The 15,360-nt window shown below is 66.9% G+C and carries 16 protein-coding genes; 11 read left to right on the top strand and 5 right to left on the bottom strand.

Annotated features, from left to right (window positions below; genetic code table 11):
- Nucleotides 1–21 precede the first annotated feature (21 nt).
- From HNP98_RS12015 to HNP98_RS11970, 10 genes are all read left to right on the top strand, one after another.
- Nucleotides 22–810, top strand: a complete 789-nt coding sequence (locus HNP98_RS12015) for an ABC transporter ATP-binding protein (protein WP_317171100.1) — start codon at nucleotides 22–24, stop codon at nucleotides 808–810.
- Nucleotides 811–1,015: 205 nt separating this feature from the next.
- Nucleotides 1,016–2,233, top strand: a complete 1,218-nt coding sequence (locus HNP98_RS12010) for an ABC transporter permease (protein ID WP_173810314.1) — start codon at nucleotides 1,016–1,018, stop codon at nucleotides 2,231–2,233.
- Nucleotides 2,234–2,598: 365 nt separating this feature from the next.
- Nucleotides 2,599–3,099 (top strand): general stress protein, encoded by a 501-nt coding sequence (locus tag HNP98_RS12005; RefSeq protein WP_173810313.1) that lies wholly within the window; start codon nucleotides 2,599–2,601, stop codon nucleotides 3,097–3,099.
- 254 nt (nucleotides 3,100–3,353) lie between these two features.
- The gene (gene pgm, locus HNP98_RS12000; protein ID WP_246275101.1) at nucleotides 3,354–5,003 is read left to right on the top strand and encodes a phosphoglucomutase (alpha-D-glucose-1,6-bisphosphate-dependent); all 1,650 of its coding nucleotides are present in this window, start codon (nucleotides 3,354–3,356) and stop codon (nucleotides 5,001–5,003) included.
- A gap of 51 nt (nucleotides 5,004–5,054) precedes the next feature.
- Nucleotides 5,055–7,598 (top strand): alpha-glucan family phosphorylase, encoded by a 2,544-nt coding sequence (gene glgP / locus HNP98_RS11995; protein WP_173810312.1) that lies wholly within the window; start codon nucleotides 5,055–5,057, stop codon nucleotides 7,596–7,598.
- Between the two features lie 369 nt (nucleotides 7,599–7,967).
- Nucleotides 7,968–8,252 (top strand): hypothetical protein, encoded by a 285-nt coding sequence (locus tag HNP98_RS11990; protein ID WP_173810311.1) that lies wholly within the window; start codon nucleotides 7,968–7,970, stop codon nucleotides 8,250–8,252.
- 124 nt (nucleotides 8,253–8,376) lie between these two features.
- Entirely contained in the window at nucleotides 8,377–8,862 is a 486-nt protein-coding gene (locus HNP98_RS11985; protein WP_173810310.1) for a hypothetical protein, read from the top strand.
- Between the two features lie 446 nt (nucleotides 8,863–9,308).
- A complete protein-coding gene (locus HNP98_RS11980; RefSeq protein WP_173810309.1) occupies nucleotides 9,309–9,509 on the top strand; it encodes a hypothetical protein in 201 nt (66 codons plus the stop codon).
- 8 nt (nucleotides 9,510–9,517) lie between these two features.
- Nucleotides 9,518–9,682: a hypothetical protein gene (locus HNP98_RS11975; protein WP_173810308.1), complete on the top strand. Its 165-nt coding sequence runs from the start codon at nucleotides 9,518–9,520 to the stop codon at nucleotides 9,680–9,682.
- 188 nt (nucleotides 9,683–9,870) lie between these two features.
- Complete coding sequence (locus tag HNP98_RS11970; protein ID WP_173810307.1) at nucleotides 9,871–10,713, top strand: universal stress protein; 843 nt, start codon at nucleotides 9,871–9,873, stop codon at nucleotides 10,711–10,713.
- 10 nt (nucleotides 10,714–10,723) lie between these two features.
- On the opposite strand, the gene HNP98_RS11965 is transcribed toward HNP98_RS11970, so the two are convergent.
- The 4 genes from HNP98_RS11965 to HNP98_RS11950 all read right to left on the bottom strand — a co-directional run bounded on the left by HNP98_RS11965 (nucleotide 10,724) and on the right by HNP98_RS11950 (nucleotide 14,259).
- Nucleotides 10,724–11,629: a bestrophin family protein gene (locus HNP98_RS11965; RefSeq protein ID WP_173810306.1), complete on the bottom strand. Its 906-nt coding sequence runs from the start codon at nucleotides 11,627–11,629 to the stop codon at nucleotides 10,724–10,726.
- Nucleotides 11,630–11,658: 29 nt separating this feature from the next.
- The gene (locus HNP98_RS11960; RefSeq protein ID WP_173810305.1) at nucleotides 11,659–12,057 is read right to left on the bottom strand and encodes a hypothetical protein; all 399 of its coding nucleotides are present in this window, start codon (nucleotides 12,055–12,057) and stop codon (nucleotides 11,659–11,661) included.
- Between the two features lie 461 nt (nucleotides 12,058–12,518).
- Nucleotides 12,519–13,901: an NAD-dependent succinate-semialdehyde dehydrogenase gene (locus HNP98_RS11955; RefSeq protein WP_173810304.1), complete on the bottom strand. Its 1,383-nt coding sequence runs from the start codon at nucleotides 13,899–13,901 to the stop codon at nucleotides 12,519–12,521.
- A gap of 43 nt (nucleotides 13,902–13,944) precedes the next feature.
- Nucleotides 13,945–14,259, bottom strand: a complete 315-nt coding sequence (locus tag HNP98_RS11950; RefSeq protein ID WP_173810303.1) for a phosphoribosylpyrophosphate synthetase — start codon at nucleotides 14,257–14,259, stop codon at nucleotides 13,945–13,947.
- A 392-nt stretch (nucleotides 14,260–14,651) separates the two neighbouring features.
- Between HNP98_RS11950 and HNP98_RS11945 the strand changes: the two genes are divergently transcribed.
- Complete coding sequence (locus HNP98_RS11945) at nucleotides 14,652–14,981, top strand: CsbD family protein (protein ID WP_173810302.1); 330 nt, start codon at nucleotides 14,652–14,654, stop codon at nucleotides 14,979–14,981.
- 88 nt (nucleotides 14,982–15,069) lie between these two features.
- Here HNP98_RS11945 and HNP98_RS11940 read toward each other — a convergent pair whose 3' ends face one another.
- Nucleotides 15,070–15,360, bottom strand: coding sequence for a YtxH domain-containing protein (locus tag HNP98_RS11940; protein ID WP_173810301.1), 291 nt, complete (start codon nucleotides 15,358–15,360; stop codon nucleotides 15,070–15,072).

Genomic DNA, 15,360 nt, shown 5'->3' with positions numbered 1-15,360 from the left:
CTCAATACATCCGCCCGCCTAATGCTCCCTGCCCCTACCCTCGCTGCCGCGCCCCCGGCCAGCCCCGCCCGGCCGATGGTGCAGCTGCACGGCATCACCAAAACCTACCAGATGGGCGACGTGACGGTGCGCGCCCTGCGCGGCATCGACCTGGACGTGCCGCCGGGCCAGCTGCTGGCCATTATGGGGGCCAGCGGCTCGGGCAAAAGCACGCTCATGAACATCATCGGCTGCCTCGACGTGGCCACCAGCGGCGAGTACCTGCTGGATGGCCAGAACGTGGAGCGCCTGAGCCGCGACCAGCTGGCGGGCCTGCGCAACCGCCAGCTGGGCTTCGTGTTCCAGAGCTACAACCTGATGGCCCGCACCTCGGCCTTCGACAACGTGGAGCTGCCGCTGCTCTACGCCGGGGGCCGCTCGGCCACGGAGCGGCGCACGCGGGTGCTGGCCGCCCTGGCCGCCGTGGGCCTGGCCGACCGGGCCGCGTCGCTGCCCAACCAGCTCTCGGGCGGGCAGCAGCAGCGCGTGGCCATTGCCCGCGCCCTCATCAACGACCCGGTGCTGATTCTGGCCGACGAGCCCACCGGCAACCTCGACTCGCGCACCAGCGTGGAGGTGATGGGCATTTTCCAGCGCCTGAACGCGGAGCGCGGCATCACGGTCATCGTGGTGACCCACGAAGAAGACATCGCCAGCTTCGCCGACCGCACCCTCGTCTTTCGCGACGGGCTGGCGGTGGCCGATACGCTGGCCACCGCCAAGCGGGATGCCGGGCAGGTGCTGGCCGCCCTGCCGGTGGTGGGGAAGTAGCGGCATCGTTCAACGAGCGCCTCACCCCCCGGCCCCCTCTCCAAAAAGGAGAGGGGGAGCCGAACGATTACGAATACGAGTTAGCATACCGTCTATCAAAAACTTGAAAAGCAATAACTAAACGATATGTGTCGCGCCGACGTGGCTCCCCCTCTCCACCGGAGAGGGGGCCGGGGGGTGAGGCGAACCGCCAGAACATCGACCCATGAACCTCTTCAACCTGCTCAAAATCACCTACCGCTCGCTGGGCAAGAACAAGACGCGGGCGTTTCTGACGATGCTGGGCATCGTCATCGGCGTGGGGGCCGTGATTGCCATGCTGGCCATCGGCAACGGCACGCGGCAGAACATTCAGCAGCAGATTGCCGGGCTGGGCACCAACGTCATCATCGTGACGCCCGACGCGACCAACCAGGGCGGGGTGCGCCAGGAAGTGGGCGGGGCCGTCACCCTCACCCAGGCCGATGCCGATGCGCTGCCCGGCGCCGGGCCGGCCGTGCGCTACGCCTCGCCGCTGGTGCGGGCCACGGTGCAGGTGCTGGCCGCCGGCCACAACTGGCGCACCACCGCCTACGGGGCCTACCCGAGCTACTTCGACATCCGCGACCTGGCCTTGCAGGCGGGCACCCGCTTCACGACCCGCGACGAGCAGGTGGCGGCCAAAGTGTGCGTGGTGGGCCCCACGGTGGCCACGGCCCTGTTCGGCACCACCGACGTGGTGGGCCAGCAGGTGCGCGTGGGCAGCATCCCGTTTCGCATCGTGGGGGTGCTGGTGGCCAAGGGCCAGAGCGGCGCGGGCCAGGACCAGGACGACCAGCTGCTGGCCCCCTTCAGCACGGTGCAGAAGCGGCTGCTGGCCGGCACTTCGGTGCGGGCCATCCTGCTCTCGGCCCAAACGGAGGCGCGCATTCCGGAGGCCACGGCCGGCATCAGCCAGCGCCTGCGCCAGCGCCACCGCCTGGCCCCCGGGGCCCCGGACGACTTCGCGGTGCACACCCAAACCGACATCAGCAACGCGGCGGGCTCCGTCACGGGGGCCCTCACGGTGCTGCTGGCCAGCATTGCGGGCATTTCGCTGCTGGTGGGCGGCATCGGCATCATGAACATCATGCTGGTGTCGGTGACGGAGCGCACCCGCGAAATCGGCATCCGGCTGGCCATCGGGGCCACCGGCACCGACGTGCTGCTGCAATTCCTGCTCGAAGCCGTGGTGCTGAGCGTGGCCGGCGGCGTGCTGGGCATCGGGCTGGGCTGGGGCCTGGCGCGGGTGGCGGCCCACGCGCTGCACTGGGAAATCACGGTGTCGCCGTCGTCGGTGGGGCTGGCGTTTGCCTTCAGCTCGGCCATCGGGGTATTTTTTGGCTGGTACCCGGCCCGCAAAGCGGCCCACATGAACCCCATTGATGCGCTGCACTACGAGTAAGGCCGGCGCGGGCCCCGGGTTTGCCAAAGCGCCTGCTTCGACGCGACCAGCGCCGTGCGATTGAAGTGGTTTTGGCCGAAACCTGGCCGCTGCTGTGCCGGCGGGCACGCAACAAATTTTTGACTATGAATAGCCATGGGGCGCGAGAGGGAGCGAAAAGCTGGGAAACGAACGGGCAAGTGAATGGGCCCACCTGATTTGAAACGCGCTGAAAATCAAAGAAAACCATGACGTTGGTCATGCGGCCCGCTACTGGCCGCGCGTAATCTTGCCCTACCGTTTCGCTGGGCCCGCCGCATAGGCAGCGGGCCAGCGCGCGGGCCACCCCACTCCCTCATTTAAGTGTCCCCCAACCCCCCTTTCTTATGAAACATGACCAAGTAATGTCGGCCCTCTACGACACCCACGCGCAGGCCGAGCGGGCCGTGGAGGAGCTGCAAGCCAGCGGCTACGATATGAAGCGCCTCTCCATCGTGGGCCAGGAATACCACACCGAAGAAAAGGTGGTGGGCTACTACAACCTCGGCGACCGGATGCTGAGCTGGGGCAGCACCGGCGCATTTTGGGGCAGCATTTGGAGCCTGCTGTTCGGCTCCGCCTTTTTTCTGGTGCCCGGGGTGGGGCCCCTGCTCATTGCCGGGCCCTTTGTGGTGGCGCTGGTGGCGGCCTTCGAAGGCGCAGTAGTGGGCGGCACCGTCAGCGCCCTGGCCGGGGCCCTGGCCAGCATCGGCATCCCCGAAAACAGCGTGCTCGAGTACGAGACGGAAATCAAGGCCGGCAAATTCCTGCTCCTGGCCCACGGCACGGCGGCCGAAGTAGTGCGGGCCCGCGAAATCCTGGGCGTGGGCGAACTCGCCATCGCGTAGCCAGAGCTAGTGTTAGCAGCTGAGGGCCGGGCGGAATCCGCCTGGCCCTCGTTGCGGCCGGCCGGCTGCGGCCGGCCGCTGAAGGGGTACCCGCACCGGTCCGACGGCGAAGCCGTCCGGCCGGTTGACGCGTGCACGATTTGCGGCGTGACCGATTTGGCCCTTCATGTTTTCGTGGTCCGCACGACAACCGGTCGGCCGGCTCCGCCGTCGGACCGGGGACGTATACCGCAAGCAGAAACCACACGCCCCGCATGATGCAGATCAGCCCTTTGGCCGGCAAGCCGGCCCCGCCCGATATCCTGGTCGATATTCCCCGGCTCGTCTCGGCCTACTACACCGATAAGCCGGACCCGGCAGTACCAGCCCAGCGCGTGGCGTTTGGCACGTCCGGGCACCGCGGCTCGTCCTTCACCCGGTCCTTTAACGAAGACCATATCCTGGCCATCACCCAGAGCATTTGCCTCTACCGGAAAGCGCATCGGATTGACGGCCCGCTGTTTATGGGCATGGACACCCACGCGCTTTCGGTGCCGGCCCTCCACACGGCCCTCGAAGTGCTGGCGGCTAACGGGGTGACGGTCAGGCTGGCCGCTACCGACGAGTACACGCCCACGCCGGTTATCTCGCACGCCATTGTGGGCTACAATCAGGGTCGGAAAAACGGCTGGGCCGACGGCATCGTCATCACGCCCTCGCACAACCCGCCCCACGACGGCGGCTTTAAGTACAACCCGCCCCAGGGCGGCGGGGCCGCCACGGCCGTCACGGAGTGGATTCAAGCCAAATCCAACGAGCTGCTGGACAACAGCTTAAAAGGAGTAAAGCGCATGTTGCTGGAAAAAGCCCGGCGGGCCGCAACCACCCAAACGCACGACTACCTCCACCCCTACGTGGCCGACCTGGGCCACGTGCTCGACCTGGACGCTATTCGGGGGGGCGGCCTGCGCCTGGGCGTCGACCCGCTGGGCGGGGCCGGGGTGCATTACTGGGGCGCCATTGCGGCGTACTACCGGCTCGACCTCACGGTGGTTAACCCGGCCGTGGACCCCACTTTTCGCTTCATGGCCGTGGACTGGGACGGGCAGATTCGCATGGACCCGTCGTCGGCCTACGCCATGCAGGGCCTGATTAAGCTGAAGGATACGTTTGACGTCGCCTTTGCCTGCGACACCGACCACGACCGGCACGGCATCGTGACCCGCAGCCACGGCCTGCTCCCCCCCAACCACTACCTCACCGTGTGCGTCGACTACCTGTTTCGGCACCGGCCCGACTGGGGCAGCGCGGCGGCCGTGGGCAAGTCGGTAGTGACCAGCCAACTGCTTGAGCGGGCGGCGACCCGCCTGGGCCGCCGGGTGTTCGAAACGCCCGTCGGCTTCAAGTGGTTTGCCGAGGGCCTGCTCGACGGCTCCCTGGGGTTGGCGGCCGAGGAAAGTGCCGGGGCCGCGTTTTCGCGGCGCAACGGCCAGGTCTGGACCACCGACAAAGACGGGTTCATCCCGGCCCTGCTGGCGGCCGAAATGACGGCGCGCCTGGGCCACGACCCCGGCGAATTGTACCAGGACCTCACCCACGCCCTGGGCGACCCGGTAACCGCGCTGGCGGAGGCCCCCGCCACGCTGGCCCAGCGGCAAAAGCTCGCGGCCCTCACCGCCAGCCAGGTAACCAGCACCGAGCTGGCCGGCGAGAAAATAACCGCCATCCTAACCCAGGCCCCCGGCAACCACGCGCCCATCGGGGGCCTGAAAGTGACGACTGAGAACGGCTGGTTTGCCGCCCGCCCCTCGGGCACGGAGGCCATCTATAAGGTTTACGGCGAGAGCTTTCTGGGCGCTGAGCACCTCGCTAAGATCATGGCCCAGGCCCAGGAAATGGTGGATGCCGCCCTGGCAAAATCCTGATTCACTGCCAATAACTAACGGCGCTGGCGACCGCCTCACCCCCCCAATACCATGACCACCGACAGCCCAACTTTCCGCCGCAGCCACGGCTTCCTACCCACGGAGATGACCGGCCTCGATACCCTGACCGGGCTGGCCCTCGACCTGCGCTGGTCGTGGAACCACGCGGCCGATGCGCTCTGGCAGCAGCTCGACGCCGAGCTGTGGGACCGCACCCACAACCCCTGGGTGGTGCTGCAAACCGCCTCGCGCGAGGCCTTGCAGCAGCGCCTCGCCGACCCGGCTTTCCGGGCGCAAATGGCCGCCCTGCTGGCCCAGCAGCAGTGCGCCGCCGCCGAGCCCAAGTGGTTTCAAAGTCAGCACCCGGCGGCGGCGCTTACGTGCGTGGCGTATTTCAGCATGGAGTTTATGCTGAGCGAAGCGCTGCCCATCTACGTGGGCGGGCTGGGCAACGTGGCCGGCGACCAGCTCAAATCGGCCAGCGACCTGGGGGTGCCCGTGGTGGCGGTGGGGCTGCTGTACCAGCAGGGCTATTTTCGGCAGGAGATTGACCGCCAGGGGGCCCAGCAGGCGCTGTTTCCGTACAACGACCCCGGCCAACTGCCCATTACCCCGCTGCGGCTGGCTAGCGGCGAGTGGCTGCGCCTGAAGATTGCCCTGTCGGGCTTTCCCGTGTGGCTGCGCACCTGGCAGGTGCGGGTGGGCGGCGTGATGCTGTATTTGCTCGACAGCAACGACGCGGCCAACCTGCCGGTGCACCGGGGCCTCACGGCCGAGCTGTACGGCGGGGGCATGGAGCTGCGCATTCAGCAGGAAATAATCCTCGGCATCGGCGGCTGGCAGCTGCTTAAAGCGCTCGGTATCAAGCCCGAGGTGTGCCACCTCAACGAAGGCCACGCGGCCTTCGTGGTGCTGGAGCGGGCCCGAACCCTGATGCAGGAAACCGGCCTCGCGTTTGCAGCCGCCCTGGCCGTGGCGCGCCCCGGCAACTTATTTACCACCCACACGGCGGTAGCGGCGGGCTTCGACCACTTCAGCCCGGCCCTGATGAGCCAGTTTCTGGGCGACTACGCCCGGCAGGAATTGAAAATCGACTTCGAGACCCTCATGGCCCTGGGCCGCCAAAGCCCCACCAACCCGGCCGAGAGCTTCAACATGGCCTTTCTGGCCATTCGGGGCGGCGGGGCCGTGAATGGCGTCAGCCGCCTGCACGGCGCGGTGAGCCGGCAGCTGTTCGGGGCCCTGTTTCCGCGCTGGCCCACCGACGAGGTGCCCGTGGGCCACGTCACCAACGGCGTGCACATGCCCAGCTGGGACGCCGAGGCCGCCGATGCCCTCTGGACCGCCGCCTGCGGCAAGGACCGGTGGCGCGGGGGCCTCGACGCCCTGGCCGCGCACATCGGCCAGGTGCCCGATGAGGCGCTGTGGCAGCTGCGCACCAGCTGCCGCCAGGATCTGGTGGCCTACACCCGCGCGCGGCTGGCCCGGCAATTCACGGTGTCGGGCCAGCCGCCGGCGCTGGTTGATATTGCCAGTAAAGTATTCGACGAAAACACCTTAACCATCGGCTTCGCCCGCCGCTTCGTGGCCTACAAACGGCCCAACCTGCTGCTGCACGACCCCGAGCGGTTCATTCGGCTGCTTACCAACCGCGCGCAGCCCGTGCAGCTGGTGCTGGCCGGCAAGGCCCCGCCCTTCGACGAGGCCGGCAAGGCCCTGATTCAGCAGTGGATGCAGTTCATCGCCCAGCACAACCTGTACCAGCACGTCGTGTTTCTGAGCGACTACGACCTGCTGCTGGCCGAGCACCTGGTGCAGGGCGTGGACGTGTGGCTCAACACCCCCCGCCGGCCCTGGGAGGCCTGCGGCACCAGCGGCATGAAGGTGCTCGTGAACGGCGGCCTCAACCTCTCGGAGCTGGACGGCTGGTGGGCCGAAGCCTACGCGCCCGAAGTGGGCTGGGCCCTGGGCGACGGCCAGGAGCACGGCGACGACCCCGCCCAGGACGCCGCCGAAGCCGACGCGCTCTACACCCTGCTCGAAACCCAGGTGGGCCCCGAGTTCTACCAGCGCGACGCCCGCGGCATTCCCGTGCGCTGGGTCGAGCGCATGCGCCAAAGCATGGCCACCCTCACGCCCCAGTTCTCGGCCAACCGCACCGTGCGCGAATACACGGAGAATTATTACCTGCCCGCCGCCACCCGCTACGCCCAACGCGCCGCCAACAAAGGCGCGGCCGGCGCGGCCATCGTGCAGCAGCGCCAGCACATTGGCGATGAGTGGGATAAGCTAGCCTTCGGCGAGGTGCAAACGGAGGCTGTCGCCAACGGCTACCTGTTTCGCGTGCCGGTCCGGCTGGGCGCGCTCACCCCCGACCAGGTACTGGTGGAGCTGTACGCAAACGGCCTCGGCGGCGCGGCGGCCCTGCGCATTCCGCTGGTGCCGGACGCGGCCAGCAGCGCCGAAGGCCGCTATCAGTACCAGGCCCTGGTGACGACCACCCGGCCCGCTGGTGATTTCACGGCCCGCCTGCTGCCCACGTACGAGGGCCTCGCTGTGCCGCTGGAGGACGACCGGATTCTGTGGCAGCGGTGAGGCGGCCACGCGCCGGGCGCCGGCCGGGCAAGCGGGCTAACGGCCACCGAGCCCATGGTCCGGCTCCGGCGCGCCGGAGCCAATGAAATTCCGGAAGGGCACCAGCACCCGGCGCAGCCCGACCCGTTGCCGCGCCGCCCACTCCGCCCGCCCAGTACCTCACTGGCAGGGCGTGTAAATCGGCCCTTTCGGAAGACGAGCCCCAAAGCGGGTCAGGGCAAAAAGCACCTGACAGAATGCAGGGTTTCCCCTGATGTTTATCAAAGCACGGCCAGTCCCTGCAAGGGACCTTTGAGGGTTGCTAACAAGGCCTCAACCAGTCGTAAAAACAGTTCGTTCCACTTTTCAGGGGCACCGCCCGTCACCACCATGAAGCAAGTAATCACCACCTTTTTCGCCGTGGCTTTCGCACTGAATGTAGCGCAGGCACAGGACAAAAAACCGGCGGAAGCCGCCGCCGTAAAGGCCGCAAAAGCCACGGTTGCAGCTGATAAAGCCAACCTCCAACGCAACGAAGAAGCGCGCGCGGGCGACCGAAAATACGACGACCAGGAAGGCCTGAGGATTGACCGCAAAGCGCACCGGAAGGGGGAAGTCAAGCTGGCGAAGGACCGGGTAAAAAAAGACGCGAAGGTTGTCAAAAAGGCCCTTTAGGGGAAACCGACGGATAGACCGACTGAACAGCTGCTGCGGGCCCCTGGCGCGCGGGAACGCTGGCGCGCGAGCAGCAGCTGCGGGCCCAGCGGGAATCCCCTCATTCATTACAGACCAATCCGCTGTGAAAAAAATAATCTTCCTCCTGAGCGCACCGTTGCTGGCGGGCGGGCTGCTGGTCAGCGCGTGCCATTCCGACGAGCGCAGAGAATCGCGCACCGCAGTTGCGCTCGAACGCACCGGTGATGCAATGAAAGCAGACGCCCACGAGGTGGCATCCGATGTGCGCGCAAAAAACCAGGAAATGGCCGCCGATGTGCGCGCAAAAAACCAGGAAATGGCCGCCGACTTCCGAAAAGACCGCGCCCAAGTAGTGGCCGGCATGCGGAAAGAACAGCGGGCTATCGATGCCAGGGCCGACTCCCTGCGGGCCGACATGAGGCGGGAAGACGACAAAATCAAGGCCAGGAATCGTCAGGAAATCGCCAAACTAGCGGCCCGGCGGGTAGAGCTTGCTGCCGACATTACGAAAGCGGACCAGGCTACCGCCGCTGCCTGGCAGGATATTAAGCGGGGCTTCAAACTTGCCGGCAATCGGCTGAAGGGCTAGCCAGCGTGGCTGATTCGTCCGGCGGCTACCAGCGCACTACGGTGGGCTGCTGACTCCTACAAGCGAGCAATTACTCACTGCTCGTACGCAGCGCTCCGTGGCGCGAACTTTGTAGTTCGCGCCACGGAGCGCCTTTGGAATGGCTTGAACGGCGCCGGGACGCGAACTACAAAGTTCGCGCTACTCCCCGGGGGCTCTTTGGCTAAAGAACTGCGTAACAGCAGTTACTCAATAAAAGGGTGGGCGCATTTTGGGGTAAACGCCAAGTAATCAGGCAATTATTACCAGGGCTTTGCTTTGGATGAGCACCGACTGTTGCTTCTGCACTACGGCGCATCGGGCGGCCCACCAGGCCAGCCGGTTCCCCGGCCGGCCTTGGCAGCGGTACACCGGCCGCTGGCCGGGCCAGTGGCTTCTTTCATCACCACCCCTTTTCGTTCTTTCCCATGCAAACGCTGGCTTACGGCACCCAACCCGCCGCGGCCGAGCACCTGTCGGACGCCGCCATCACGGCCGCCGTTGAGCTGTTTTTCCTCACCGAGAAAGGGGTGCCCGCGCACCTGGTTGACGTGGCCACCCAGGGGGCATCGCGCAGCTCACGGGCATCACCGACAACCTGCTGGCCAGCGAGCGGGCCGAGGCAATAGCCCCGGCCGTGCGCGGCGTAATTAATGGGCTGCTCATCAGCGCCTTCACCGGCGCCCTCACCGGCGCCGTGGCCACCTGGCTCGACCGCGAGCAGGCCGCCCGCGACGCCTACGCGGCCGGGGCCCGCCACGTCGACAACGACCTGGTAGTATCCACCGCCGGTGGGCTGTAGGCCATCTGCACCGTAGCGTTAGCCTGATAGGCGGTCGTACTGCGCTTGCTGAAGCGTCTCTACCTCAACAGCATACCGCTACTTCCGCGGCAGAGACGCTTTGACAAGCCCAGTACGACCGTCCTTTTTTTTGCGCCTATTGCAAGCTGTTAGCATACTTCTCCCATGCCCCGTCTTTTGCCTTGCTTATGAACGCTTCCATTCTCGTTCTCGCCAACTTCGCCGAAGCCGCTGAGCCCACCGCCCGCTACGCCGCCGCGCTGGGGGCCCCGCTGCACCTGCGCCTGGCCCTGCTCCACCTCGAAGCGTACCCCGTGATGCTGGAGCCGGAGCTGGTGGCCGCAGCGGCCGAGCAAACCCAGCGCAATGAGGCCGAAACCATGGCCGGCCTGCACGCCCTGGCCCGCCGCCTGCCGGGCCACCCCGAAGTGCTGGAAGCCGCCGGCATCGTATGCGATGGCGTGGCCGAAGCCGTGCGCCAGCAGCGGCCGCTGCTGCTGGCGATGGGCCTCAACCCCGAGCAGAGCCTGCTCGACCGCCTGCTGGTGGAGCAAGTGCTGCCCGTGCTGCGCGCCACCCACCGGCCGCTGCTGCTGGTGCCCCGCGGCGCCCCGTGCGTCGGCCCGCCCCGGCGCGTGCTGGTGGCCGTCGATGGCGAGCCGTTCACGCCGAATGCCGCGAGCCTGGCGCTGGCCCCGCTGCTCGCTGCGTGGTCGGCCGCCTTCACCGTGGCCCACGTGCGGGCCCGGCAGGAGCAGCGCGGGCAGGCCCCCGGCCGGCTGGCGCTGGCCGACGTCCGCGCCAGCGGCCTGCTCCCGGCGGCCACCCCGCTGGAGTTGCACGAAGAAGCCGCCCCGAACCCCGCCACCGGCGTGCTGCAAGCCGTGGCCGACACCCGGGCCGATTTGCTCGTGCTCATGGCCCGGCCGCGCAGCTTTTTGGGCGAGCTGTTTCACCGCAGCGTCACGGCCTCGGTGCTGCGCCACTGCGCCGTGCCCGTGCTGCTGCTGCCGGCCGAGCCGCGGGATTGAGGCCGCCGCCTCACAGCAAGTAGAAGGCTTCGGGCGCGAGCGGCGCGGGCACGGCGCTTTCGTGCAGCAGCTGGCGCAGGTTGATTTCCACGGTGCGGGCCAGGGCCGTGACCGGCGTATCGGTGGGCTGGTTGCTGAAGGGGTCTTGCAGGTAGCGGGCGGTGCGCTCGAGCAGGAAAAACGTGGAGGCGGTGGTGAGCAGCACCGGAATTTCCCAGAGCCCGATGGCCTGCACCAGCCCCAGCGAGAGCGTGAGCAGAAACAGGTAGATGAAGAAATGCACCAGCCGCCGGTAGCTGGCCGGAAACACCGTGCTCTTGAGGCGCTCGGCCTGGCCCAGCGCGTCGCAGAGGCGCCCCAGCGTGGCATCGAGCTGCACCTGCTGGTAAGCGTTGAGCGCCCCTTGCTCAAACAGCTTTTTGAGCTGCGCCGTGTGCAGGGCCAGCAGCGCCAGGGGCTTATTATCCTGATTTTGGGTGTATTGCAGCTCGGCGGGGGGCAGGAATTTCGTGAGGGTGGCGGTGGTATCCAGGCCGCGCAGGGTTTCGCCGAGGCAGTAGCACCAGGCTATCTGGCGGTGGGCCAGGGCGCGCAGCGGCCACGGGGCGGCGGCCAGCACGGCCTCGGGCACGAAGCCGCCGGCCTGCAGCACCAGCGCGCGCGAGTCGTTGACGATGGCGCCCCACACCTTGCGGGCCTCCCACCAGCGCTCGTACGACTGGTTGGTTTTGAAGGCCAGCAGCAGCGAAATCAGGCTCCCCAGGATGGTGGGCAGCTGCAGCGGCACGGGCGGCAGGAAGGTGCCAATCGCGAGCTTGAGCAGGTGGAAAGAGCTGGAAATCAGCAGCACCCGCACCAGGTCGGGGCGAATGCCCCGGAAGAGGTAGGTGGCCGGGAGCTTGGTATCGAGCAGCATAGCGGGGACGAAAAGGGAAGGGCGCGGGCCTACGGGGCCAGCAGCATCTGGCGGGCCGCCGCTTCCGAGCCGAAGCCCATGAGCTGGCCATCGCCATCGACCCGCGCCAGCACCAGGGCGGTGGCGAGGTGCCCAAAAAAATCGGCCGCAAACACCACGGCGTGGCGCAGCAGGCCCGCCGCGTGGGCGCGCGGGTACCAGTCGGTGGCCATCCAGGTAGCCAGCTCGTCCCACATCAGGTGCGCGGCGCGGCGGTCGTCGAGCAGGCGGTGGCAGTGCTGGGTGGGCAGCACGGCCAGTATCTGCTCGTAGCCGGCCCGGGTGGAGGCCAGCGTTTGCGCGGGGCCCCAGCGGGCGTGCAGCAGGTCGTCCACGGCGTCGTAGTCGAGCACGAGCGTGGAGGACTCGGATAAAAGCCGGTGGCGCATATGGAAAATGGAAAAACCGGTCAGCTATTTGGCCGGCCGGCAACTTGCGGAAAAACCCCTCCTATCAGGGCCGTTACGACCTCCACGGGTTACCCTGCCCCCTAGCCCTAGCGCCACTAAGCGCTAGCGTCTCGCTCGCCGCGCACCCCCATCCCCTGGCCCCGCATCTGCTTAATGCGCAGAGTCCGACGGGGAAGGGGAACTAGAGCGGTTTTCAGGTTGGTGTACGGTCTGGTCCGCCGGCTTTTTCAGCCGGCCGACCGGTTGACTACCCGCCCCTTGTGCTCCGTAGCGACAATCGGTCGGCCGGCTGAAAAAGCCGGCCGACCGGCAGCGGCCAGACCGTACATCGACCTGAGAACTGCTCTAGTTCCCCTTCCCCGTCGGACTCTGCGCATTAAGCAGATGCGGGGCCAGGGGGCGGGGTTGCGCGGCGAGCGTGGCCCCACCCCTAGCCAGCGCTAAAACGGGTCGGTGACCGCGCTCACGCGGATGAGCTTTTTATTGACGAATTCCTCGATGCCCAGCGCGGCCAACTCGCGGCCGTAGCCCGAGCCTTTGGTGCCGCCGAAGGGCAGGTCGGGCTGCGTCCAGGTGGGGTGGTTGATGAAGACCATGCCCGTGTCGAGCTGGTCGGCCACGCGCTGGCCCCGGGCCACGTCCTGGGTGAACACCGAGCCGCCCAGCCCAAACGGCGAGTCGTTGGCCAGCGCGATGGCCGCCGCCTCGTCGGGCACCCGGTAAAAGGCCGCCACCGGCCCAAACAGCTCCTCGCGGTACGCGGGGTTGTCGGGGGCGAGGCCGGCCAGAATGGTGGGTTCCATGAAGGCGCCCGGCCCCGGCAACCGGTGGCCACCCAGCAGCACCTGGGCCCCGGCGGCCACCGCCCGCTGCACCTGGCTGGCCAGCTCGGCGGCGGCGCCTTCGCTGCTCAGGGGCCCCAGCTCGGTGGCCGGGTCCATTGGGTCGCCCACCTTGAGCTGCGAAAGCTTGGTTTTGAACTTTGCCAGGAACTCGTCGGCCACGGCCTCGACGGCGATGAAGCGCTTGGCCGCCACGCAGCACTCGCCGTTGTTGTTGATGCGCCCCACCACGGCCCAGCGCACCGCCTGGTCGAGGTCGGCGTCTTCGAGGATGATGAAGGCATCGCTGCCGCCCAGCTCCAGCACCGATTTCTTGAGGTGCTGCCCGGCGGCGGCGGCAACGCTCGCGCCCGCCGCCTCGCTCCCCGTCAGCGAAACGCCCTTAATGCGCGCATCGCTCACCAACGCCGTGGCCCGCGCCCCGGCCAGGAGCAAGTTGGTGTAGAGCCCCACCGGGGCCCCGGCCTCCTGAAGCAGGCGCTCGAGGGCGATGCCGCACTGCGGCACGCTGGAGGCGTGCTTCACCAGCACCACGTTGCCAATCATGAGGTTGGGCGCGGCAAACCGGGCCACCTGGTAAAAGGGAAAATTCCAGGGCTCGACCCCCAGCAGCACGCCCACCGGGCTGGGCCGCACCAGCGCCGAGCCGTGGTCCGGGTGCAGCGGCTTATCGGCCAGAAACTCGGCCCCGTGCTCGGCGTAGTAGTCAAAAATGTCGGCGCTCAGGTTGATTTCGCCCTTTGCCTGGGCCAGGAGCTTACCCATTTCCAGGGTGATGAGCCGGGCCAGGGGCTCCTGCTGCGCCCGCAGCAGGTCGGCCACCTGGTGCAGCAGGGTGGCCCGGTGGGCGTGGGTCGTGGTTTTCCAGGCGTCGAAGGCGGTGGTGGCCTGGGCCACGGCGGCGTCCACGGCCAAGTCGGTCATCTCCTCGAACGAGCAGACGACTTGGTTGGTGGCGGGATTGGTTGTTTGGATGGCCATGAGGGTGGGAAGGATAAGTGATGGAAATGTGTTACTTGAAGAATCAGCAAGCAGCTGTTTTTTCCTTTAGGGCCTGCACCAGCGCATCCGAAGCGGCGTCGCTGTAGATGCCGTAGCCGTTGACCAGGGTGCCTTTCAGGTTGAATTTGGCCGACGAGATGGCGTACACCACGGCCTCGTCGTCGGGGTCGGAATTGCCCTCGAAGCGGTAATATTTGTCTACCGCAAACTCGTGCGGCGCCAATCGGATGGCCGGGCCCTGGCCGGCCAGGTGGCGGTCTTGCAGGTTAAAATCCTCGGTGTAGCCCTCTTCCTTGAGCTGGGCCAGTATTGTCGTAAGGGTGGTCATCGGTTCCATGGCAAAACAGGACGGGTCAGGGCACAAAGTGGCTGCGGGTTGTCGGGAAGGGGCCGCGGGATGCGGCAACGTAGTAGCACCAAAAAACGTCGTCAGCCCGCGCGGTGCAGTGACCTCGAGCAGAGACGAAGCGAGCAAGACGCTTCGTCTCTGCTCGAGGTCACTGCACCGCGCGAAATGCTTCCCGGTGGTCCGCATGACCTTTTTTAGGCAGGAAAAACCTACTTGCAAGGTTCCGGTAAGCTCCCTGGCCGGCCCATGACGAACGTCAGCTAATGGCCTGATGCTAGTCAGGGCCGCGCGGCGGGCGGCAGCGGAACCTTTGCTAAACCCCACCGCCGAGCATCAAAGTCGGCTGGCGGCCCCCTCACCCATTTTTTAGCTTGCTTCCCATGACAGCCGAAACGCCCAAAAACAAGACCGGTAAAGTATTACTCACTGCCCTCGCCGGCGCCGGCGTGGGGGCCCTCGCCGGGGTCCTGCTCTACTCCGAGAAAGGCCTTGCGCGCCGCCGCAAATTCCGCAACCTGCGCGTGGACCACCGCCTGCACCTGCGCGGCGACTGGGACCAGCTCAAAGGCAAGCTGCAACACGCCTACACCCAGCTCACGGACGACGACCTGGCCTACGTGGAAGGCAAGGGCCACGAGCTGGTGGGCCGCCTGCAAGCCAAGCTCGGCAAGCGCAAACGCCAAATCGTCAAGCTGCTGAACGCGCTGTAAATCAGCGGTAAGCAGATGCATAACGCGCCCCTCGCGGGGCGGCATACCGGACCCATTTGGCCCGGCTGCCGCCCTACGAGGGGCGCGTTTAGTAGGGGCGGCGGGGGGCTTCCGGCAGCAATCCCCACCGCTGCAAGTAGCCCAAGCAGCTACTCTTCAGGTCTTTATAAGCACACCCGAGCCGGGTGGCCCGCTCGGCCAGGTGGTGGCTAGCCTCCTGTTGCTGCTCGCTGGCCAAGCCGACGTATTTATGCGCCAAGTCCTTCAGGTTTTGGCGGGTTGCCGCCCCGCCGGTGGGGGCCAGCAGCACCCCGCCAAGCACCCCGGCCCCTACCCCCGCCAACGCGGCGAGCAATACGTGGCCGGCTCGGGCATTCAT

The sequence above is a fragment of the Hymenobacter caeli genome, assembly GCF_013294115.1.
Taxonomy (GTDB): domain Bacteria; phylum Bacteroidota; class Bacteroidia; order Cytophagales; family Hymenobacteraceae; genus Hymenobacter; species Hymenobacter caeli.
This window is presented reverse-complemented; position numbering and strand designations above follow the sequence as displayed.